The organism is Bacteroides sp. AF34-31BH (assembly GCF_003602795.1).
Classification (GTDB): domain Bacteria; phylum Bacteroidota; class Bacteroidia; order Bacteroidales; family Bacteroidaceae; genus Bacteroides; species Bacteroides uniformis.
Genome location: NZ_QTLV01000001.1, coordinates 603,585 through 626,303, shown reverse-complemented (window position 1 = coordinate 626,303; position 22,719 = coordinate 603,585). Strand labels below are relative to the sequence as shown.

Annotated in this window: 10 protein-coding genes; 8 read left to right on the top strand and 2 right to left on the bottom strand. The window is 46.4% G+C overall.

The genetic code is table 11. From position 1 onward, the window contains the following. Window positions 1–42: 42 nt before the first annotated feature. The 3 genes from DWZ67_RS02730 (at window position 43) to DWZ67_RS02720 (ending at window position 7,311) form a co-directional block, all read left to right on the top strand. The gene (locus DWZ67_RS02730) at window positions 43–2,034 is read left to right on the top strand and encodes a glycoside hydrolase family 127 protein (RefSeq protein ID WP_165852448.1); all 1,992 of its coding nucleotides are present in this window, start codon (window positions 43–45) and stop codon (window positions 2,032–2,034) included. Between the two features lie 54 nt (window positions 2,035–2,088). Then, a complete protein-coding gene (locus tag DWZ67_RS02725; protein WP_120138087.1) occupies window positions 2,089–4,038 on the top strand; it encodes an alpha-L-arabinofuranosidase C-terminal domain-containing protein in 1,950 nt (649 codons plus the stop codon). Window positions 4,039–4,215: 177 nt separating this feature from the next. Then, window positions 4,216–7,311: a glycoside hydrolase family 2 TIM barrel-domain containing protein gene (locus tag DWZ67_RS02720; RefSeq protein ID WP_120138148.1), complete on the top strand. Its 3,096-nt coding sequence runs from the start codon at window positions 4,216–4,218 to the stop codon at window positions 7,309–7,311. Between the two features lie 136 nt (window positions 7,312–7,447). Here the strand turns inward: DWZ67_RS02720 and DWZ67_RS02715 are convergent, their stop codons facing one another. Beyond that, a complete protein-coding gene (locus DWZ67_RS02715; RefSeq protein WP_120138147.1) occupies window positions 7,448–11,515 on the bottom strand; it encodes a two-component regulator propeller domain-containing protein in 4,068 nt (1,355 codons plus the stop codon). Window positions 11,516–11,894: 379 nt separating this feature from the next. Here DWZ67_RS02715 and DWZ67_RS02710 point away from each other — a divergent pair, with 379 nt between their 5' ends. From DWZ67_RS02710 to DWZ67_RS20340, 4 genes are all read left to right on the top strand, one after another. Next, window positions 11,895–15,215: a SusC/RagA family TonB-linked outer membrane protein gene (locus DWZ67_RS02710; RefSeq protein ID WP_120138086.1), complete on the top strand. Its 3,321-nt coding sequence runs from the start codon at window positions 11,895–11,897 to the stop codon at window positions 15,213–15,215. 12 nt (window positions 15,216–15,227) lie between these two features. Next, the gene (locus DWZ67_RS02705) at window positions 15,228–17,213 is read left to right on the top strand and encodes a RagB/SusD family nutrient uptake outer membrane protein (protein ID WP_120138085.1); all 1,986 of its coding nucleotides are present in this window, start codon (window positions 15,228–15,230) and stop codon (window positions 17,211–17,213) included. A gap of 103 nt (window positions 17,214–17,316) precedes the next feature. Further along, the gene (locus DWZ67_RS02700) at window positions 17,317–18,405 is read left to right on the top strand and encodes a hypothetical protein (RefSeq protein ID WP_120138146.1); all 1,089 of its coding nucleotides are present in this window, start codon (window positions 17,317–17,319) and stop codon (window positions 18,403–18,405) included. Window positions 18,406–18,601: 196 nt separating this feature from the next. Then, window positions 18,602–20,761 carry a glycoside hydrolase family 88 protein gene (locus DWZ67_RS20340; protein ID WP_243635134.1) on the top strand — a complete coding sequence of 720 codons (2,160 nt, stop codon included), beginning with the start codon at window positions 18,602–18,604 and terminating at the stop codon, window positions 20,759–20,761. Here the strand turns inward: DWZ67_RS20340 and DWZ67_RS02685 are convergent. After that, the gene (locus tag DWZ67_RS02685; RefSeq protein WP_118273904.1) at window positions 20,721–21,293 is read right to left on the bottom strand and encodes a DNA-3-methyladenine glycosylase I; all 573 of its coding nucleotides are present in this window, start codon (window positions 21,291–21,293) and stop codon (window positions 20,721–20,723) included. The two genes, DWZ67_RS20340 and DWZ67_RS02685, sit on opposite strands and share 41 nt — an antisense overlap. 162 nt (window positions 21,294–21,455) lie before the next feature. On the opposite strand from DWZ67_RS02685, the gene uxuA reads away from it, so the two are divergent. Further along, entirely contained in the window at window positions 21,456–22,637 is a 1,182-nt protein-coding gene (uxuA, locus tag DWZ67_RS02680) for a mannonate dehydratase (RefSeq protein WP_009037924.1), read from the top strand. The last annotated feature ends 82 nt before the right edge of the window (window positions 22,638–22,719 follow it).

Genomic DNA, 22,719 nt, shown 5'->3' with positions numbered 1-22,719 from the left:
ATTCCGTGCGTGGGAACTTAAGAACTTAAAAACTTAAAAGATATGATACGATTATTGACTTTGGCACTTGTTGCAGCCATGACCGGCAGTGTGTCGGCACAAAAGCAACAGACTTTGCATTCCGGTTATCCCATCGACCCGGTTCCTTTCACTTCAGTGAAGGTGACGGACAGTTTCTGGGGACAACGCTTGAAGGCAAGCCGCGAGGTAACCATCCCGTTGGCTTTCAGTAAGTGTGAGGAAACCGGACGTTATGAAAACTTTGTGAAAGCTACTCATCCCAGTGATGAGTATAAGGTGGGAGGCTTCTCCTTTGACGATACGGATGTCTATAAGACGATTGAAGGTGCAAGTTACTCCTTGCAGACTTACCCGGACAAGAAACTGGAAGAATATATCGACAGCGTATTGGTCATAGTGGCCGCCGCCCAAGAACCGGACGGGTATCTTTACACCGCACGTACCATAAACCCCAAGCATCCGCACGATTGGTCGGGGCCGGAACGCTGGTCGGAGGTGGAGAATTTGAGCCACGAGTTCTATAATCTGGGTCACATGGTGGAAGGGGCTGTGGCTTATTATCAAGCTACAGGCAAGCGGAACTTCCTGGATATAGCCATCCGTTATGCCGACTGCGTATGCAAGAATATCGGTGAAGGCCCCGGACAGAAGCGTGTGATTCCCGGACATCAGATTGCCGAAATGGCATTGGTACGCCTCTATACCGTGACAGGAGATAAGAAATATCTCGACCAGGCCAAGTTCTTCCTCGACGCGCGCGGCACTACGGCACGCAAGGACATCTATTTGCAGTCGCACAAGCCTGTACTGGAGCAGGAAGAGGCAGTGGGACATGCCGTACGTGCCGGTTACATGTATTCCGGTATGGCTGATGTGGCTGCCATTACGGGTGACAGCTCCTACATCAAGGCTATCGACAAGATATGGGAGAATATCGTCGGCAAGAAGATATATATTACCGGCGGTATCGGTGCGCGTCATGCGGGCGAAGCTTTCGGTGATAACTATGAATTGCCGAATCTGACTGCCTACAATGAGACCTGTGCCGCCATCGGCAATGTTTACATGAATTACCGCCTCTTCCTGCTGCATGGCGATTCCAAGTATTTCGACGTGCTGGAACGTACGCTTTACAACGGATTAATCTCCGGCGTTTCATTGGACGGAGGCAAGTTCTTCTATCCCAATCCGTTGTCTTGCGATGGTAAGTATCACTTTAATGCCGACCATACGATTACACGCCAGCCGTGGTTTGGTTGTGCCTGCTGTCCCAGCAACATCAGCCGGTTCATTCCTTCTTTGCCGGGATATGTGTATGCCGTGAAAGACAATCAGGTGTACGTCAACCTTTTCTTGTCCAACCGTGCCGAGCTGAAGTTGAATGAAAAGAAAGTGGTGCTGGAGCAGGAAACCGGATACCCCTGGAACGGAGATATTCGTGTGAAGGTGGCTCAGGGCAACCTGCCGTTTACGATGAATATCCGTATTCCGGGTTGGGTGCGCGGCAGTGTACTTCCGAGTGACCTTTATTCGTATGCCGACGACCTGAAGTTGGGCTATCGTGTATTGGTGAATGGCGAGGAGGTGACCGGTGAACTTCGTAAAGGCTATCTCCGGATAGACCGGAAGTGGAAGAAAGGGGATGTGGTAGAGGTGCATTTCGACATGCAACCCCGTGTGGTGAAAGCCAATGAAAAAGTGGTTGCCGACCGTGGACGGGTGGCCGTTGAGCGTGGTCCTATCGTTTATTGTGCCGAGTGGGCCGATAATGATTTTAATATACAGAATATCATCCTGAACCGTCATCCGAAATTCCAGGTGACGGAGAAGCCCGAACTGCTGTATGGCGTCAACGAAATTACCACAGAAGTGCAGGCTCTTGGTTTTGATGCTGCCGGAAAGTTGGCAACCAGAGATGTGACGCTGACCCTGATACCTTATTATGCATGGGCACACCGGGGTGAGGGCAAGATGGATGTATGGTTGCCGGTAAATAGGATTGATGTAGAATAGGTAAGTATGTCGTCATAATTTAGCTTATGCTATCGTTATAAACAGATTAAAACCATGAAAAGACTTTTATTTCTATTGACATTGTTCGTTGTTCTTGGCATGCAGGCGCAACAGCATGTGATGACTGTTGATGTATCAAAACCGACGGCTCGGATAAATCCTGCCATGTATGGAATCTTCTTCGAAGACATTAATTTCGGTGCGGACGGTGGTTTGTATGCCGAACTGGTAAAGAACCGCTCTTTTGAGTTCCCGCAGCCGCTGGTGGGGTGGATACCTTTCGGCGAGGTGACGGTACAGGACGAGCGGCCCTGCTTCGACCGCAATCCGCATTATGTGCGCATTACCAATGACGGCTGTCTTTTGCGTGCCGGACTGGATAATGAAGGTTATCGTGGCATCGGCCTGAAAAAAGGAGAAGATTACCGTTTCTCCGCCTATGTCCGTACGCCGGATACCAAACCAATGAAGCTTTCCGTCGAACTGGTGAATTCCAACGGAGAGAATCTCCTGAAGAAGGAACTGGAAGTGAAAGGCAGTGAATGGCAGAAGCTGACGGCTGTGCTGAAAGCTCCTTTTACCGATGTTCGCTCGCGTCTGCGTGTTGTGTTGCAGACGGAGGGTACAGTAGATATGGACCACATCTCTCTCTTCCCGGTGAACACTTGGAAGAAGCGTGAGAATGGATTGCGTGTCGACTTGGTACAAGCCCTCTATGACCTCAATCCCGGAGTATTCCGTTTTCCCGGCGGTTGTATCATCGAAGGCAACAGCCTTGCCACCCGTTATCAATGGAAGAATTCCGTGGGTCCGGTAGAGAACCGTCCTTTGAACGAAAATCGCTGGAACTATACATTCAAGCATAAAGCTTTCCCGGATTATTTCCAGAGTTACGGACTTGGCTTTTACGAATATTTCCTGCTGAGTGAAGACCTCGGTGCAGAGCCTCTGCCGGTACTGAGCTGCGGGCTGTCCTGCCAATACGAAAGCAACGAAGTGGTTCCCCTTGGAGAACTCGGCCCGTACGTGCAGGATGCCCTCGACCTCATCGAGTTTGCCAACGGTGCTGCAACCTCCAAGTGGGGAAAGGTGCGTGCCGATATGGGACATCCCGAACCGTTCGGTCTGAAAATGATTGCCATCGGCAATGAACAGTGGGGGGAAGTCTATCCCGAGCGTCTGGAAGTGTTCACGAAAGCCATCCGTGCGGAATATCCCGATATGCAGATTGTAGGTTCTTCCGGTCCGAGTGCAGATGGGGACAAGTTCGATTACCTCTGGCCCGAAATGAAACGCATCGGGGTGGATTTGGTGGACGAGCATTATTATATGGCTCCCGACTGGTTCTTTGCCAATGCTGCCCGCTATGATGACTATGACCGTAAAGGACCGAAAGTCTTTGCCGGTGAATATGCATCGCATGACCACCCCACCGGGAAAGCCAATAATTTCTTGGCGGCACTGTCCGAAGCAGCTTTTATGACGGGACTGGAACGTAATGCCGATGTGGTGCGCCTGGCTACCTATGCTCCGTTGTTTGCCCATGTGGATGCCTGGCAGTGGAATCCCGATTTGATTTGGTTCGACAATCTCCGTATGATGCGGACTCCCAACTATTACGTACAGCAGATGTACGGTATGAATGCCGGAACAGATGTGCTGAACCTGCAAATGGACGGAAAACCCGTGACGGGGCAGGACAGCCTTTATGCATCGGCAGTGCTGGATGCTCCTACGGGAGAAGTAATTCTGAAGCTTGTCAATGCGGGCAGCAGATCGGAGAAGGTGCAGATAGAGTTCAGCGGATTGAAGAAGCGGCAGCTTGTCTCGGGTTCCTGCACCTATTTGCAAAGTGATGACTGGAAAGCCAAGAATACACTGGAGCAGGAGGCTATTGTTCCACGTATTCGTCCGGTGGAGGTGGCTTCCCGTTCTCTGAGCCTGGAGCTTCAGCCCCGTTCGTTCGGAGTCTATCGTTTGCGGATAAGTACTCAATCAAAATAAATTCCCATTTAGTCACCTATTTAATTATGTGAACTAGTTATGAACACTTATTTAAAGAATTAAATTCAGCCTTTTTTGAACGATTATTCTTCCTTTTAATTATAGGATAGGCGTATCTTTGTGACGGCATACCGGTTCTGCTTGTATGCCGTTGCTAATTTTTATAAACTATTTACCATGAAGAAACATTTCATTACCGGACTGCTTGCGACTTTTGCCATTGCCGCAAGCGCACAGTCCTTCACTGAATGGCAAAACCCTGAAGTGAATGCCGTGAACCGTGCTCCGATGCACACCAACTATTTTGCCTATGAGTCGGTAGATGCTGCGGCTCGTGGAGCAAAAGAACATTCTTCCAATTACATGACTCTGAACGGTATCTGGAAATTCTTCTGGGTGAAGAATGCCGATGCCCGTCCCACGGATTTCTGGAAAGTGGGGTTCAACGACAAGGGATGGAGCGATATGGCCGTTCCCGGTATGTGGGAACTGAACGGTTTCGGCGACCCTATCTACGTGAATACCGGATATGCCTGGCGCAATCAGTTCAAGAACAATCCACCGCAGGTGCCAACGGAGAATAACAATGTAGGTTCCTACCGTCGTGAGATTGTAATACCTGCCGACTGGAAGAGTAAGGACATCATTGCTCATTTCGGTTCCGTGACTTCCAATATGTATTTGTGGGTAAACGGCAAGTACGTAGGTTATAGTGAGGACAGCAAACTGGAGGCTGAATTCAACCTGACACCCTACTTGAAGCCGGGACAAAAGAATCTGATAGCCTTTCAGGTATTCCGCTGGTGTGACGGGACGTATCTGGAAGACCAGGACTTCTTCCGTTATAGCGGTGTAGGGCGCGATTGCTACTTGTATGCCCGTGACAAGAAGCGCATTCAGGACATCCGTGTCACTCCCGATTTGGATACTGCTTATAAGAACGGTTCCCTGAAAGTACAGCTTGATGTGAAGGGTGGCGGCAATGTCAGTCTTGAACTGCTGGACGCTGCCGGAAAACAGGTGGCTACAGCTGTCGCCAAAGGTAGCGCTACTGCCTTGATAAATGTGGAGAATCCTCATAAGTGGACGGCGGAAACGCCTTACTTGTATACCCTGCGTGCCACTTTGCAAGGCAGCAGTGAAGTGATTCCCGTAAAGGTGGGCTTCCGAAAGATAGAGCTGAAAGGAAGTCAGATACTTGTCAACGGCCAGCCCGTTCTCTTCAAGGGAGCCAACCGCCACGAGATGGATCCGGACGGTGGTTACGTCATTTCTCGCGAACGCATGATTCAGGATATTCAGGTGATGAAGCAGTTCAACCTGAATGCCGTGCGCACCTGCCACTATCCCGACAATAATCTCTGGTACGACCTCTGCGACCAATATGGTATTTACGTAGTGGCCGAAGCCAATATCGAATCCCACGGAATGGGTTATGGGGAAGAGACACTTGCCAAACGTGAGGACTATAGGAAAGCACATATGGAGCGTAACCAGCGCAATGTGCAGCGTAGCTTCAATCATCCCAGCGTCATTTTCTGGTCTTTGGGCAACGAAGCCGGCTATGGCGCTAATTTCGAAGCTGCCTACGATTGGATAAAGGCTGAAGATCCGAGCCGTGCCGTACAATATGAACAAGCCGGTAAAACAGGCAAGACAGACATCTATTGCCCGATGTATTATGGCTATGACGGATGTAAGAAATACAGTGAGGATGATTCTATGACAAAGCCCCTGATTCAGTGCGAATATGCTCATGCGATGGGAAACTCGCAAGGAGGTTTTAAAGAATATTGGGATTTGGTGCGTAAATATTCCAAATTCCAAGGTGGCTTTATTTGGGATTTTGTTGATCAGTCTGTACGTTGGACAGGAAAGAACGGTAAGATGATTTATGCCTACGGCGGTGACTTTAACCGTTTTGATGCCAGCGACGGTAACTTCTGCGATAACGGTCTTATCAGCCCCGACCGTGTGCCCAATCCCCACATGTATGAGGTAGGCCGTATCTATCAGGACATCTGGACTACTCCGGCCGACTTGAAGAACGGCGAAATCAATGTGTTCAATGAATACTTCTTCCGTGATCTTTCTGCCTATTATATGGAGTGGGAGGTACTGAAAGGCGGTAAGGTGATACGGACCGGTCGTGTGGATAATCTGAATGTAGCTCCCCAACAGACAGCCAAAATCAAGTTGGACTTGGGCAAGACTTGCCAATGCACCGAGTGGTTGCTGAATGTTTCCTATAAGCTGAAGAACCGTGAAGGATTGCTTTCCGCCGGACATGTAGTGGCAAAAGACCAGTTGACGCTCAATCCTTACCAAGCTCCTTCCATGGAATTGAAGAACTGCGAACAGAGTAATATCGAGATGACGGCTCCCCAAGTACAGGATAACGATTGGAACTACCTCATCGTCTCCGGTGATGCTTTCCGTGTAGAAATCAACAAGCACAACGGTTATCTGACCAAGTACGAAGTGAATGGCCGGGATATGATTAAAGACGGCGAGGCTTTAAAACCAAACTTCTGGCGTGCGCCTGTTGACAACGACTACGGTGCCAATCTGCAACGCAAATATATCGCTTGGAAGAATCCGGAGATCAAACTGACCTCTTTCAAACAGCGCACGGAGAACAATCAGGTGATTGTAGAATCTGCTTACGACATGCCGGGTGTTTCAGCTAAGCTGAACCTTGTTTATGTCATCAACAATGCCGGTGCCGTCAAGGTGACCCAGAAGCTGACTGCCGACAAGAATGCCAAAGTATCGAACATGTTCCGTTTCGGTCTGCAGATGTCTATGCCGCGCAGCTTTGAAACCGTTGAATACTATGGACGCGGTCCGGTTGAAAACTATATTGACCGTAATCATTGTGCCGACTTAGGCATTTATCGCCAAAGTGTGGCCGAGCAGTTCTATCCCTACATCCGTCCGCAGGAAAATGGAACAAAGACCGATATTCGTTGGTGGAAGATGTTGGATCAGTCTGGTAATGGCATCAAGATTGTGGCGGCCGCTCCCTTCTCCGCATCTGCCTTGCACTATACCATCGAGTCTTTAGATGAAGGCTGGAGCAAAGAGCAAGGACACTCGCAAGAGGTGGATGAAGCTGATTTGACTAATCTCTGTATCGACAAGGTGCAAGCTGGTCTGGGTTGCGAAGACAGTTGGGGACGTATAGCCCGTCCGGAATATCAGGTTCCTTATGCCGACTATGAATTTACGTTTATCATGATGCCGGTGAAAAATGAGGTAGGAGTGGAATGATGTTTAAGCCTCTTTGAGTATAAAGGTAAAGTTAAAATGCTCCAATATAATATAGAAATCACCCTTGTTGCAAGCATTTGTAGCAGGGGTGATTTCTGTTAGAGGGAGAGTTTTGACACCCTCATTGACGATTTTATCATTTCTGCTTCACGTATTCCGACGGCGTCATTCCGAATTCATTCTTGAAGCATTGCCTGAAGTAGGCTACACTGCTGAATCCCGTCATGTAGGCAATCTCTGATATGGAGTATTTTCCGGAGAGCAGTAGTTTTACCCCGTTCTTCATTTTCACCTTGCGGATGAACTCATTTGCCGACATATCTGCCACTCCTTTGATTTTCCGATAGAGAGTGGAATGGCTCATGCACATTTGGTCGGCAATGAAAGCAATATCCATTTTTTCCATTTCCAGATTGTCTTCAATGATTTGCGTGATGCGTTGCACGAATTCATTGTCCAGCGGATTCATTGAATCGGCGGTTTCGTCGGCAGGCTCCGAATGAGGGGTGGCAACCGCCAGGCCGGCGGCCAGCTTCTTGCGTGCTTCCAGCAGATTATTGATGCGGCTATGGAGCAGTTTGGCACTGAACGGCTTGGTCAGGTAGGAGTCTGCGCCTGCGGTATAGCCTTCCTCCTTGTCGTGCAGGGAGTCTTTGGCTGTCAGCAGTATAACAGGAATATGGCTGGTCCGGATGTCATCCTTGACTAACCGGCAAAGCTGTATACCGTCCATCACCGGCATCATGATATCACTGACTATAATGTTGGGAATCCGTTCTTGGGCCAACGTCCAGCCTCTGCTGCCGTCTTCAGCCGTCAGTATGTCAAAATCATCGCCGAGAGACTGGCGTATGTATTCGCGTATATCCTGATTATCTTCTACTACAAGCAGTAACGGACGGCTCTCTTCAATTTGTTCTTCCATATTGAAGCTTTCTTCCGACAGATTGTCTTTGGCTTCAGATTCGTTTTGCCCATTTGACGGATGAATGTCGGTATGCAGGGCATTGGGATAAATATTGTCTGTTAACAAACGTAGCCTGAAAGTGGTGCCGACTTCCAGCTGGCTGCTGACGTCGAGAGTAGCTTCGTGCAGGTCGGCCAATCCTTTCACCAAAGCCAGTCCGATGCCGGAACCGGAGGCTTGGTATTTGCTGTTGGCTTGATAGTAACGTTCAAAAATATGTGGTAAAGCTTCCGGAGAGATTCCGTGTCCGGTGTCGCTGACACTTATTTCTGTATATCTCACGCTGTTTTCTTCTATAGAATTTAAGCTGAGAGTGATGTTACCTTCTGAGGTGTATTTGGCCGCATTGGAAAGGAGGTTGTTTAAAATTGTAGTCAACATGTCTGCGTCATAAAAAAGCAGTGTTTCTTCTGTATTGATGTGGACGTGGAAATTGACTTTGGGATTACGGTTCAGCTCTTTATACCGTAATCCTATTTCTTGTACCAGTTCTGAAAGGTCACCTCTTGCTACGGAGAGTTTTCGGTTTTGCGTTTCCGTTTTTCGGAATTCTAATATACCATTAATCAGATTCAACAGACGGGCAGCACTATCATGGATGATACTGATTTTATTGGCATGCTTGGGAGAAAGGCTGTTGTCGCTGAGCAGGTCCTCCAGTGGCCCCAGAATCAGGGTTAGCGGAGTGCGTAACTCGTGGGTGATGTTGGTGTAGAAGCGTAGGCGTTCGTCGTTCAGTTCTTGTTTGTTCTGACTGTTTTTGCGCTCTACTTTAAGGCTGCTTTCCAGGTCTAATTTACGTTTATAGAAACTGATAAGAATATATACAAGAGTAGCTGCTATAAAGAAATAAAGTAATTTGGCATACCATGCCAACCAGAAGGGAGGACGGATGATAATGGGAAGTGTGGCAATCTTTTCTTCCCATTCTTGGTTGCGGAATCGGGTTCTCACTTTAAAAGTATATTTTCCTGGAGGGATATTCCGGAAAGTTACTTGCTTTTCTCCTTGGGTGTTATACCATACATCTTCCAGCCCTTCCATCATATAGGCAAATTCCACTTGCGAGTTTTGTGTATAGTCCAGTACATTGAACGAAACTTTGAAGGTGTTTTCATTGTATGGCAATGTAATTCTGCCGGAAGCCAGAGGTAGCGGTGTTTCTACATCTTTGCTTTCCGTCTGTTTGCTGTATACAAAGAAACGGGTGATGGTGACGGGCGCTATGATTTGTGCGGCGAAAAGTGATGAAGGGTCAAAATAGCATGTACCATTTTGTGAGCCGAAATACAGTGTACCGTCACTGTCCAATATGGAGGCCCCGTCCATAAAGTCGCCTAAGGGAATGCCGTCACGATAGTCATAATTATAGAACACTTTCCGGCTTTCATTCAGTCGGGAGATGCCGGCGTTGGTACTGACCCAAATATTACCGTCCCGGTCTTCACAGACAGCACGGACTTGCGTGTTTTCCAAGCCTTCGGGATTACCGAAAGTAAGATAATCGTCGGGTGTGCGGGTATCCTGAAAGAGGATGGCACCTTCGCGCGTGGCTACCCATATACGTCCTTGCGAATCGGCTGTCAAAGAATTTACGGCGTTAGAGGGGAACCCGTTGTCTTTCTGTTGGTTTTTCAGAAGTTTTCCTTGCGGACTGAAAATGAAGATTCCTTTGCCGAAAGTCCCTACCCACAATTTGCCTTGTGAGTCACGATGAATACCGTGTATGATAAGGTCCTCTAACTGTTCGTTTATACGTTGTTCACAGACCAGCTTTTCATTGGAAAAGGAGTAGATTCCATTTCGGCTGCCTATCCATAACTTTCCATCCGGTTCTTCATAAAAGCACCGCACATCCGAAGGCTGTGAGTTGTTTTCGTGAATTTGGGTGAATTTTCTTTTTTCCGGTTCATAATAGAATAGCCCTGCTTCCCAGGTTCCTATCCAGATTCTGTTTTTATTGTCCTCATGAATAGCTCTGATGTGTGCATGCGGATGGGAAGTGGAAGTAGGCAATGGTATTACTTGTACTTTTTCTCCTTTCCTATAAAGTGCCAGCTCGCTTTCTCCGCCCATCCACAACTGTTTGTTGTGGTCCATACAGAGGCTCCACACTTGTTTGTAGCGGGTTCTCCCTTGTTTTTCCGTTGTATAGCGCAGGGTACTGAAAATGTTTGGTTCATAGCTGATGAAGTCCAGTCCGTCACGGTAATTGCCTATCCAGATGTTACCGAAAGAGTCTTGTAGCATGCGTCGCACATAGGGGCCGGTCAGTCCGTATTCGTCATTTGTGGCGGTGATATTTCGGAAGCGGATATTGCGGGCATCCGTGAAAGTGTTACTTTGCATGTTCAGTATGCTGATACCTCCCATACTGGTGCCAAACCAAAGGTCGCCGTTTTTCATCTGCTTGATGTCCATCACTGTTCCGGGGAGCAGGGAGTATTCATCTTCTTTTTTATGCTGGAATACGGTGAACTGTTGGGTATCCGGATGAAAGAGGGCCGCTCCTTTGTTGGTTCCTACCCATATGTTTTTGTTGTGGTCGATACAGATGGAATAGACTTCATCACCGGGGATGCTGTTGGGATTGTGCGGGTCGTGCCGATAGTTTCGGAAGGTGTTTCTTTTCATGTCTATGATGCTTAATCCGTCGGTCACATGCCCGATGTAGAGATTGCCTTCTCCGTCATCCATTCCAATCCAGTAGCGTCCCGGCAGTCCTTTTATAGTCTTATAGTTATAAGCAGCGGAGAACTGCTTTTTCTGTATATCATAGTGCTGTATTCCCATGTGATAGTGGGTAATCCAGATTCCTCCGTCCAATGCCCGGGCGAGGTAGGGGATGTCATTACTGGCAAGCTGGCTTTCTCCGGTCTTTATGCAGGTGATTGTTTCCGTTTCATAATCAAAGCAACACAATCCGTCGCGTTGGGTACCTATCCATATCTTATCTTGTTTAGGATCGGCAAGTAGGGCATTCAGTTCATTGCTGCTCAGTCCGGAATTGTTTTTATTGTAAATAATAAACTGCTGCCCGTCAAAACGGTTCAGTCCTGATTCTGTAGCTATCCAGATATAGCCTTTCCGGTCTTGTGCCAGGCTGACTATATAATTATTGGAAAGTCCGTCGTCTACCCCCAAATGCGAGATGCGGTAGGGTTGTGCTGATGTATTGGCTGTTATGGCCAGCAGGACTAAAAGATGAATTGCAGAGATAATGCCGGTGTGTTTCATGGTGCGGTTTATTTTGTCTGCACAAAAATAGCACATTTCTTTGAATGATGTTCTTGCAGAGGCGAGTAGAAATTCTGCATTCTACCACTAAAAATTCGTCACTAAAAGGTAAATAAATGGTCAAATATACACTTATTCCTTTCCGTGAACGATTTTCTATCCTTCTTGCCTAGTTTTTATTCTCCTCCATATTATAATATTTTTTAAGTTTGCATTGAAAAGAGAAAACAACTATTAAATCTTTAATGCATATGAAAACATAGAATTAACCTTCGTTTAGAGAAATGGGAGACGAAAAGTTAACCTTTATTCTATATATGTAGGAAATGGAAAGAGAGAAATTATCAATTACCTTACTTATCTAATAACAAAGAAAACGATGAATCTTAATTCGTTCAAAAGAAATCGCAAGGCACTTACAGCCTTATTGATCTGCACCGGTTTCATTGCAGCACATCCTTTGGCAGCATTTGCTGAAGAAAATGTCCCTGCTGTGCAGATGGTCCAACAACAGAAACAATCCGTTTCGGGTGTAGTGAAAGATTCCACGGGTGAACCGGTTATCGGTGCCAATATCCGTGAAAAAGGCAATCCCAGTAATGGTACTATTACCGATATTGACGGTAATTTCAGTATCAAAGTGAATCCGGATGCGACATTGGAAATCTCTTTTATCGGTTATAAAACGGTAGAAGTAAAGGCCGTCGCAGGCAAGCCACTGAATGTAATCTTAAAAGATGACAGTGAGATGCTGGAAGAAGTGGTGGTAGTGGGTTACGGAACAATGCGTAAGAAAGACCTTACGGGGTCTGTTGTGCAGATTCGTCCCGACAAGCTTGCCAATGAAGCTCCCAAGACTGTACAGGATGTATTACGCGGTACTCCAGGACTAAATATCGGTTACAATGCCGATGCAAAGGGAGGCGGTACGATGATGGTACGTGGACAGCGTTCTGTTTATGTGACTGATAAGAATAATCCTGCCAATGATACGCACAATACACCGTTGATTATCCTTGACGGTATGCAATTCTATGGCGAGCTTTCAGAAATCAATCCGGAGGATATCGGTCAGATAGATGTATTGAAAGATGCTTCGGCTGCTGCTATCTATGGTGCGAAGGGTGCCAATGGTGTTATTGTAGTGACTACCAAGAAGGGTAAGATGGGCAAGCCGACAATTAATGTCAGTGCAACACTTGGTATCAATACTAAGAGCGCTTACCGTGATGTATTCAACGCTTCTGAGTATATGCAATACCGCGAGGATTGGTATAAAGTCGGTACATACGGCGTGAATCCGGCAACCGGCAAGTACGAAGCTTACCAGACTGGCCAGACTAATCCGGGTTATTACGATCATCCGGACAATTTGGGGCGATATGGAGTTACGCAGGAGCAGTGGATGGCATATAGCAAGAATGAGTCAGGAGAATCGGCATTAAGTATTTATGCCAAGCGCTTGGGCTTGGAGGATGCTGTGCTGCGAAACTTCTTGACTGGAAAAACTCATGACTGGTATGACCAGACTTTCCGTACCGGTATCAATCAGGACTACAATGCCAGTGTATCCGGTGCCAGTGAACGTATGAGCTACTACATGTCTTTCGGTTATCAAAAGAATGAGGGTGCTGTCAAGGGTAATGATTATAGTGCCATGCGTGCCAACTTGAAGGTGTCTGGTAAAGTGACTGACTGGTTGGAAATCGGTGCCAATGTGAATTTCCAGGACCGCACGGATGGGGATATTGCCGTCAGTCTGGGAACCAATTACTGGGATGCCAATATGCTGCGCAACAGTCCGTATTCTGACTATACTAATGAAGATGGCAGTTTGGTACAATATCCGATGGGTAGTACAGTGAAACGCGGCTATAATTATGAATTCGATCGCCAATATCTTGATTTGGATAAAGGCTATACGGTATTGAATACTATATTTAATGCTAAGGTGAAGTTGCCGTTTAATATAACCTATGACTTTAATATAGCTCCGCGATATGAGTTTTTCCATAACTACTACTTTATGTCGGCTGAGTTGCCGGACAGCAGCCCTACAAGCCGTGGTGTAGACCGTGAACACAGCAAACGCTTTGATTATTCTTTGAATAACACTATTACCTGGGATCATACTTTTGCTGAAAAGCACCATGTGATACTGACATTGGTACAAGAGGCTGAAGAACGCCGTTATTGGAATGACAAGATAGAAGCCCGCAATATCCTGCCTTCGGATGCACTGGGTTTCCATAATACTCAGAACGGAACCAAGGACAACAGCAATTTCAAGACAAACGACACGCATGAAACGGCTGCCGCTTATCTGGGACGTTTGTTCTACTCGTACGATGACCGTTATATGTTCACCGGTACCGTTCGCCGCGACGGTTATTGTGCTTTTGGTGCCAACAATCCGTGGGCTACTTTCCCGTCACTTTCTGTAGCATGGTCATTTGCCAATGAAAAGTTCTTCAAATGGGAACCTATGAGTACCGGTAAGTTGCGCGTATCTTGGGGTAAGAATGGTAACCGCCAGTTAGCAGACCCTTATCTTGCTTTGGCAAATTTGGCTTCGGGTACCGGAGGTACAATGGGTTACTATACCGGTTCGGATTATGTTGATATGAAATACCTAAGTGTTGACCGTTTGGCTAATGCCAACTTGAAATGGGAAAAGACATCTTCCTGGAACTTCGGGCTTGACTTCGGTTTCTTGAACGACCGGATTAGTGGTAGCTTGGAAACCTATTTCATGAAGACCAACGATATGATTATGAGTCAACGTCTTCCCGGTTTTTGCGGATTCGGTGAAGTGACCACTAATTTGGGTGAAGTGCAGAACAATGGTTTTGAATTCTCTCTGAACACTGTCAATATCAGTAACAGTGACTTTGAATGGCGTACCACTTTTGGCTTTGCTTATAATAAGAATCAAATCAAGCATCTCTATTATGAGTATGAGGATGTGTTGGATGAGAATGGTAATGTGGTCGGTCGTAAAGAGCAGGATGATACCAGTAACAAATGGTTTATCGGCAAGCCTATCGGTGAGATATGGGATTATAAGGTAACGGGTATCTGGCAGACGGATGAAGTGGAAGAAGCTGCCAAGGTAGGTCAGAAACCGGGTGATCCGAAGGTCGAGAACTATTACACAGCTGATGATAAAATCAATGCTGACGGTAGCCGCACTCCGGTTTACAATGATAACGACAAGCAGTTCTTGGGTACTACGAATGCTCCTGTCCGTTGGTCTTTGCGTAATGAGTTCACTATTCTGAAGAATATAGATTTCTCTTTCAACCTTTATTCTTATATGGGGCATAAGAGCCTTGAAGGTTACTATCTTAACAATGATAATGGAGGTTCTTTGATGACATATGGCTTCAATACTTTCAAGAAGGATTATTGGACGCCTGAAAACCCGAGCAATACCTATGCACGCCTTGAGGCGCAGGGCCCCGATGGTGCGACCGGTGCACAACGTCTCCATAACCGTAATTTCATTCGTCTGGATAATATTTCTTTGGCTTATACGTTGCCTCAGAAACTGACGAAAAAATGGCAGATTGACCGTGTAAAGCTTTATACTACCGTACGTAATGTAGCCACTTGGGCTGCCGATTGGGAATATGCCGACCCTGAAACCGGTGGTTTGGCTACCCGTACCTATACATTTGGATTAAATTTAACCTTCTAAAAACTAGAAACAATGAAAAATAATATCAAAAATAAGCTTTCTAAAGGTTTTCTGATTCTTATGGGAGCAGCATTTCTGTCAAGCTGTACAGATGATTTCTTGAAACCTGACCCCTTGTCTTTCTATGAACCGGAAACAACATTTACAACAGAATCCGGTTTGAAGTCCGTACTTGCCATGTGCGACCGCCATCTGCGTTTGTACTGGACCAACTATGAGGCCAATAATATACGTGTACCTATTGGTACTGAATATCTGTTCTCGGATGTAGCCATTTACGGTAAGACGGATAATGTGGGTGGAGCCTATGGAACCTGGGCTACCCGGTTGACACCGACAAGTGGCATAGCCAATGGTGACGACAACCAAATTAAATATTTCTGGGACCAGCATTATTCCGGTATCAAATATGCCAATACAATTTTGAGCTACATTGATGCAGTAGAAGGGTTGAGTGAAGAAAAGAGAAATGAATATAAAGGCCGTGGTTATTTTCACCGTGCCTATCGTTATCTGGCCCTCGTATTTCAATTTGGAGATGTACCTTTGGTGACGAAGATTCTGGAAGGTCCAAAACGTAACTATAAATCCACCAAGAAGGAAGCTATTCTGGAAATGATTACTCAGGATATGGAGAAAGCGGTAGAATGGGTACCCGAACAAGCTCAGACCGAATATATTGGTATGGTGAATAAGGGAGCTTGCCGTCAGTTGCTTATTAAATGTTATTTGGCTACCGGACGTTTTGCTGAAGCTGAAGCCCAAGCTGATATCCTCATCAATCAGTCGGGTTATTCTTTAATGCAAGAGACTTTCGGCACTTTTAATGATGGTGGGGAACCGGAAACTTGGAAAATCACAGACAATGTGATTTGGGATTTACACCGTCCTGAAAACAAACTGATTGCAGCTAATAAAGAGGTGATAATGGGTATGCCCAACAATACGGCAAATTCTCATACAGACTTTTTGACTATGCGTATCTTTGGTCCGATGTGGAGTGATAATGGCTATCTGTTGTCTCCGGATGGAAAGGCGGGGGCTGTGAATTATGCACGCAATCATGCGAATTATGACAAAAGTCTTGACTTTTTACGTGCTTTTGGCCGTGGTATCGCTACTGTCAGCGGTGCTACCGATTTCCAACAACATGGAATGTGGGTGGTGAATGGTGTAGAAGATACACAAGACTTGCGCCACAACCATGAAGTGGGTAACTGGGTACGTATGGAAGACTTGAAGTACAATAATCCTGAGTCTGAATATTATGGTAAGAACTTACAGCTCTATGACGACCAGGGTAAAATACTCTGTACAAACTTGATTCGTGACTGGTTTGATTTCCCGCATTACAAAATCTTCTTGGATGACGCAACAGCTGAAGCCAATCAGGGAGCTAATCAATTTAATGGTGCCACTACCGGAAGTAATGCAAACTGGTATCTCTACCGTTTGGCAGAAACTTACCTGCTGCGTGCAGAGGCTAAATTATATCAAGGTAAAGATGCTACGTCGGATGTAAACGAAGTGCGTAGACGTGCCAAGTGTTCACAATTTTACACTTCTGTAAATATCGGTGATATAGCTAACGAACGTGCTCGCGAATTGTATCTTGAAGAATGGCGTGCTATGGAGTTGAAGCGTATTTCGTATTGTCTTGCACTGAGTGGGAAACCCGATGAATGGGGGAACACGTACAGTAAGGATAATTGGGACAAGCAGGCGGGTACCGATGCAACCGGTGGTAGTTACTGGTATCAGCGTTTGACACGTTATTCTGTTTACAATCAGAATCCTGACGGTATTACGTCCGGTCCTAACACATTGTATTTCACTTTGGATAAGCGTAATGTATACTGGCCAATTCCTAACGATGCCATTACCGCCAATAACAAGGCCCAATTGGCACAGAATTATGGTTATGACGGTTATGATGCCAATATCCAGATGTGGGATAACTGGGAAGATGCAGTAGCTGATGAGGATATCACGGAATAAATAATTCTTATAATAAATCACTCGTTTTCAATAGGTACTATTGTAGGGAGCCCACTCTTTGGCCGGAAAGGGTGGGTTCTTTTCCTTTTTAACTTTAATGACCATGAAAAAACTGAATCATTTTATTTTTATTGCATGCAGTATATTTTGTATGGGTATTCTTGACGCTTGCAGCAATGACGCCGAAACTCCTGCCTCAATTGATATTCAGGATATCTGTGGAGTTTATACTCCGCAACAAGTAAAAATGACCTTTAATGGTGAAGATATGCCTGCTTTGGGGAATGTCTCCTTGACAATGAAGTCTTTGGATAATCATTCTAAAGATGAGATGGAGGGGAATCATAAAATACTATTGACGTTGCCTCCACTTTGGCCGAATCTGGCTACAGTGAATACGCTGCCGGTATTCGATAATGTAACTTTGGAGGTTGAGGCATCTGCTTCACCGGAGGAGGTTATACTGGATGGGATGTTTAAGCAACCTGAACACGAACTCGTTGTGAAGGGAGTTTATAAAGAGGGTATATTGAATTTGAATTTAACCTATTCTATAATTTCTTCAGTTCTTGCAGGAAAGAAGTTTCTTTTTGAGTTTGGCGGGCAATCATTGGATTTTGGCTTTTTGAATCCTTCTTTATCATCGATAGAATGGAAGGGAAGCCAGATACCGGTAGAAGAATTTGTAAGCGATGCCATTACTCCTGTATTTGAGGCTATCGGCAGACGTCTGGGCGGTTCCCTTTGTGTGGAACTCGTTTCGGAAGCTTCCGTACATCTGAATATAAAGCCAGAGGGAGTGGGTGACGTCATCACAGTTCCGGGAAGGCATGGCCTTTGTAACCCGAATAATGGTTTTGCTTATTTTGTGACAGACCAGGACGGTGCATCGTGGTTGACTGAAAAGATAATGGGAAGTTCATTCTTTAAGTATAATCTCTTCTTTTCTTCCATCAATGATTATTTCTATTTCGTACCTGTCTTTTATTTGAAAGATGTTCAGAACGAGCTGAAACTAGCCTTTGATACTCCGGTCAATTCTTTCTTTTATGGCTTGCTGTTTGAGTGGTTGGAAAATGTGGGAATGACGGAACTTTCTTCAGAGGAAATGGAGAAGGCATATAAACTGGCTCACTTACTTCAAGATAAAACGATAAGATATATCCGATTGACGGGAACAGCCCTTGAATAAACTTGTATAGTAATCATTAAAAAATAAGTTGGTACTAAAATGACAATTGAAATTTCACCACGGAGGACACAGAGGGCATGGAGGTTTTTATCTTTTCTTCTTCATCCTCTGTGAACTCTGTGTCCTCTGTGGTGAAATAAATTCCCATTTATGTACCAGGCTATTTTTTAAGCATAACATAATAGTCCCTTTTTGTATGAAGACAGTTAAATTTCTTTTTGTTTTACTTTTTATCTTGAGCACTCCGTTGCAGCTTTTCGGTCGAGTTACGGAGTCTGCTGAAAACTTGCTGCGCATCATTCACAAAGTGAACCGTCACTGGCAGGAAAACAACTCTCCGCAAGTACGTTCTTTTTGGGACAATGCTGCCTATCACACGGGCAATATGGAGGTCTATGAATTGACCGGTACCCCCCCTTATCTGAAATATTCCACCGATTGGGCGGAATACAACCATTGGAAAGGAGCCGCTTCGGACAATAAGGCGGAGTGGAAATACGGTTATGGCGAGACTCCGCAGTATGTGCTCTTCGGCGATTGGCAATGTTGCTTCCAGACTTATGCCGATTTGTATGGCATCCGGGGTGATGACCGGAGGATAGCCCGTGCCCGTGAAGTGATGGAGTATCAGATGGGGACTGATAAAAATGACTACTGGTGGTGGGCTGACGGGCTTTATATGGTGATGCCCGTGATGACCAAACTGTATAAAATCACGAAAAATCCTCTTTATCTGGAAAAGTTGTACGAATACTTTTCGTATGCAGACAGTGTGATGTACGACCCGGAAGCAGGGTTGTACTACCGTGACGGCAGCTTTGTCTATCCCAAGCATTCCATCCTCGGCGGCAAGAAGGACTTTTGGGCGCGTGGTGACGGCTGGGTACTTGCCGCTTTTGCCAAGGTGTTGCAGGATTTGCCGGAAACCGACAAACATCGCCAGCTTTATATCGACAGGTATCTTGCGATGGCGGGAGCTTTGGCCAAATGCCAGCATCCCGATGGATACTGGACCCGTAGCCTGCTCCAGCATGATTTTGCTCCGGGACCGGAAACAAGCGGTACGGCTTTCTTCGCTTATGGATTGCAATGGGGTATCAATAACGGCCTGCTCGACGGTGTAGTTTATCAACCGGTGGTAGACAAGGCTTGGAAATATCTGTCCACCGTAGCCTTACAACCCGATGGCAGTGTAGGATATGTGCAGCCCATTGGTGGAAGCGCCATTCCCGACCAGGTGCTGAGTGCAGGCTCTACGGCAAATTTCGGGGTAGGCGCCTTTCTGCTGGCTGCCTGCGAGAGATACCGCTATCTCCAGCGGGAGAACTGGAAAGATGTGGATGGAGATTACATCAATGCCCACGGAGGCGGCATATTGCCTTACGACGGTAGATATTACTGGTTTGGCGAACACCGCCCGGCAAAAGGTTTCTCCACACAAGTCGGGATAACCTGCTATTCATCCGCTGATTTGAAAAGCTGGAAGTACGAAGGGATGGCTCTGGCTGTGTCCGAGGAAGAGGGTTCGGACATAGAACGTGGATGTATCATGGAGCGTCCTAAAGTGATATACAACGAAAAAACGGGTAAGTTTGTCTTATGGTTCCATCTGGAACTGAAAGGCAAGGGATATGGACCAGCACGTGCTGCAGTGGCTGTCAGTGACCGCCCCGAAGGGCCTTACCGCTTCGTTTCTTCCGGTCGTGTCTGTCCGGGCAGATGGCCCCTGAATATGACGGAAGAGGAACGGAACGCCACTTGGGAGGATGAAAAATATCGGAAATGGTGGACACCGGCATGGCATGAGGCCATAGAGAAGGGGATGTTTGTGAAACGCGACTGGCAAGGCGGGCAGATGTCACGTGACATGACTCTCTTTAAGGATGATGACGGCAAGGCCTATCATATCTATTCTTCGGAGGACAATCTGACTTTGCAGATAGCCGAGCTGACGGAGGACTACCTTTCCCATTCGGGACGCTACATCCGCATCTTCCCTGCCGGACACAACGAGGCGCCGGCCATCTTCAAGAAAGACGGCACTTACTGGATGATAACCTCCGGCTGTACCGGTTGGGCACCCAATGCGGCGCGTCTGTTCTCGGCTCCTTCCATCTGGGGACCGTGGACACAGCATCCCAACCCTTGTCGGGGTGAGGGAAGTGATAAGACTTTCGGCGGTCAAAGCACTTACGTATTGCAGCTTCCCGGTAACCGCTACCTTTTCATGGCCGATATTTGGCGGCCCAAGAGCCTGATGTATTCGGAATATCTTTGGATTCCGGTCCGGTTTGATGAAGAGGGGATGCCTTATCTTACCCTTTCCGGCAAATGCAATCCGTCAGATGGTCGTTGATAAACCCCGAAGCTTGCAGATGGGCATAGCAGATTGTAGAGCCGAAGAACTTGAATCCCCGTTTTTTCATGTCTTTGCTCATGGCATCTGATTCGGGAGATGATACCGGAATCTCACTCAATGACTGAAAATGATTGATAATGGGGTTCCGGTTGGGGAAGAAGGATAGCGTATAGTTGTAAAAGCTGCCGAATTCTTTCTGTATGGCAAGAAACAGCTTTGCATTGGTGATGGTCGACTTGATTTTCAGACGGTTTTTCACGATGCCGTCAAAGTGCATCAGCCGTTCCACGTCTTCGTCGGTCATTTGCGCCACTTGCGCGGCATCGAAATTGCAAAAGGCTTTGCGGTAGCCTTCCCGCTTTTTGAGGATGGTTATCCAGCTCAGTCCCGCCTGAGCACTTTCCAATACAAGAAACTCGAATAGTGTCTTGTCGTCTGTTACCGTTTTTCCCCACTCTTCATCGTGGTATTTCACATACAGCTCGTCGGTTCCGCACCAGCCGCAACGTCCGTTTGTTATGTCTTGCATAAGCGTAATTAATATATGTAATGAAGTGCTAAGATATTGTTTTCATTGCGAACAAACAAATCTATCCATTCAGAATGGACAGTTCTCATATTCTTTCTTACTTTTGCAAAAAGGTAACGGGTGGTTTGAACGCCTGAAAAACAAGAAAATTAATAATAAAGAATGGAAAAGACTTGGAGATGGTTTAGCAAGAAAGACAAGATAACCCTTGCCATGTTGCAACAGATAGGAGTGGAAGGCGTTGTCACTGCTTTGCATGAAGTTCCCAACGGTGAAATATGGACGTTGGAAGCCATTGAAGATTTGAGGGATTATATTGAATCCTTCGGATTGCGCTGGTCTGTAGTAGAAAGTCTGCCGGTGTGCGAGGCTGTCAAATATGCGGGGAGTGAGCGTGACCGATTGATAGAGAACTACAAGATAAGCCTTGCCAATCTCGGCAAGGCAGGCATCCGGACGGTATGCTACAACTTCATGCCGGTGATTGACTGGATTCGCACGGACTTACAACATCCCTGGGAAGACGGGACATCTTCTCTTTATTTCGACAGAATCCGTTTTGCCTACTTCGACCTGAAGATATTGGAACGGGAGAATGCGGAAGCCGATTATTCTCCGGAAGAGCTGGACAAGGTGGCAGAACTGGATAAGGTGATTACGGAGTCTGAAAAGGCAGAGCTGGTAGATACGATTATCGTAAAGACACAAGGATTCGTAAATGGCAACATCAAGGAAGGTGACAAGGAGCCGGTAACCCTGTTCAAACGTTTGCTGGCGCTATACAAAGGGATAGACCGGGAGGCTCTGCGCGAGAATATGCGTTATTTCTTGTCTGCCATCATGCCGGTATGCGAGGAATATGGGGTGAATATGTGTGTACACCCCGATGACCCTCCTTTTCAGGTATTGGGGTTGCCGCGCATTGTGACAGACGAGGCAGATATTGCCTGGATACTGAGTGCAGTGGACAATCCCCATAATGGCCTGACTTTTTGCGCCGGTTCATTGAGTGCGGGTGAACAGAATGATACCCGTGAACTGGCAAGGAAGTTTGCCAGGCGTACCCACTTTGTGCATTTGCGCAGTACGAAGGCAATACCGGGTGGAAACTTTATCGAAAGTTCCCATCTGGAGGGAAGGGGACACCTCATTGATTTGATTCGTATCTTTGAGAAAGAAAATCCGGGATTGCCGATGCGTGTGGACCACGGTCGCATGATGTTGGGCGACGAGGATAAAGGGTACAATGCAGGTTATTCTTTTCATGGCCGTATGCTGGCATTGGCTCAAGTGGAGGGAATGCTGGCTGTGGTAGACGATGAATTGTACGGAAAATCTGTTTGATTGATTTTAAGTTAGGCATGGATTACGCGAAAAATCATGGATATTCTTCATTTATTATCCATGATTTTTCATGTAATCCGTG

What these genes read in the sequence shown, in the direction of transcription:
- DWZ67_RS02700 (WP_120138146.1), top strand. Translation starts at nt 17,317, where the DNA reads ATGAAAAAACTGAATCATTTTATTTTTATTGCATGCAGTATATTTTGT.
- DWZ67_RS02710 (WP_120138086.1), top strand. Translation starts at nt 11,895, where the DNA reads ATGAATCTTAATTCGTTCAAAAGAAATCGCAAGGCACTTACAGCCTTA.
- DWZ67_RS02725 (WP_120138087.1), top strand. Translation starts at nt 2,089, where the DNA reads ATGAAAAGACTTTTATTTCTATTGACATTGTTCGTTGTTCTTGGCATG.
- DWZ67_RS02685 (WP_118273904.1), bottom strand. Translation starts at nt 21,293, where the DNA reads ATGCAAGACATAACAAACGGACGTTGCGGCTGGTGCGGAACCGACGAG.
- DWZ67_RS02730 (WP_165852448.1), top strand. Translation starts at nt 43, where the DNA reads ATGATACGATTATTGACTTTGGCACTTGTTGCAGCCATGACCGGCAGT.
- DWZ67_RS02720 (WP_120138148.1), top strand. Translation starts at nt 4,216, where the DNA reads ATGAAGAAACATTTCATTACCGGACTGCTTGCGACTTTTGCCATTGCC.
- uxuA (WP_009037924.1), top strand. Translation starts at nt 21,456, where the DNA reads ATGGAAAAGACTTGGAGATGGTTTAGCAAGAAAGACAAGATAACCCTT.
- DWZ67_RS02705 (WP_120138085.1), top strand. Translation starts at nt 15,228, where the DNA reads ATGAAAAATAATATCAAAAATAAGCTTTCTAAAGGTTTTCTGATTCTT.
- DWZ67_RS20340 (WP_243635134.1), top strand. Translation starts at nt 18,602, where the DNA reads ATGAAGACAGTTAAATTTCTTTTTGTTTTACTTTTTATCTTGAGCACT.
- DWZ67_RS02715 (WP_120138147.1), bottom strand. Translation starts at nt 11,515, where the DNA reads ATGAAACACACCGGCATTATCTCTGCAATTCATCTTTTAGTCCTGCTG.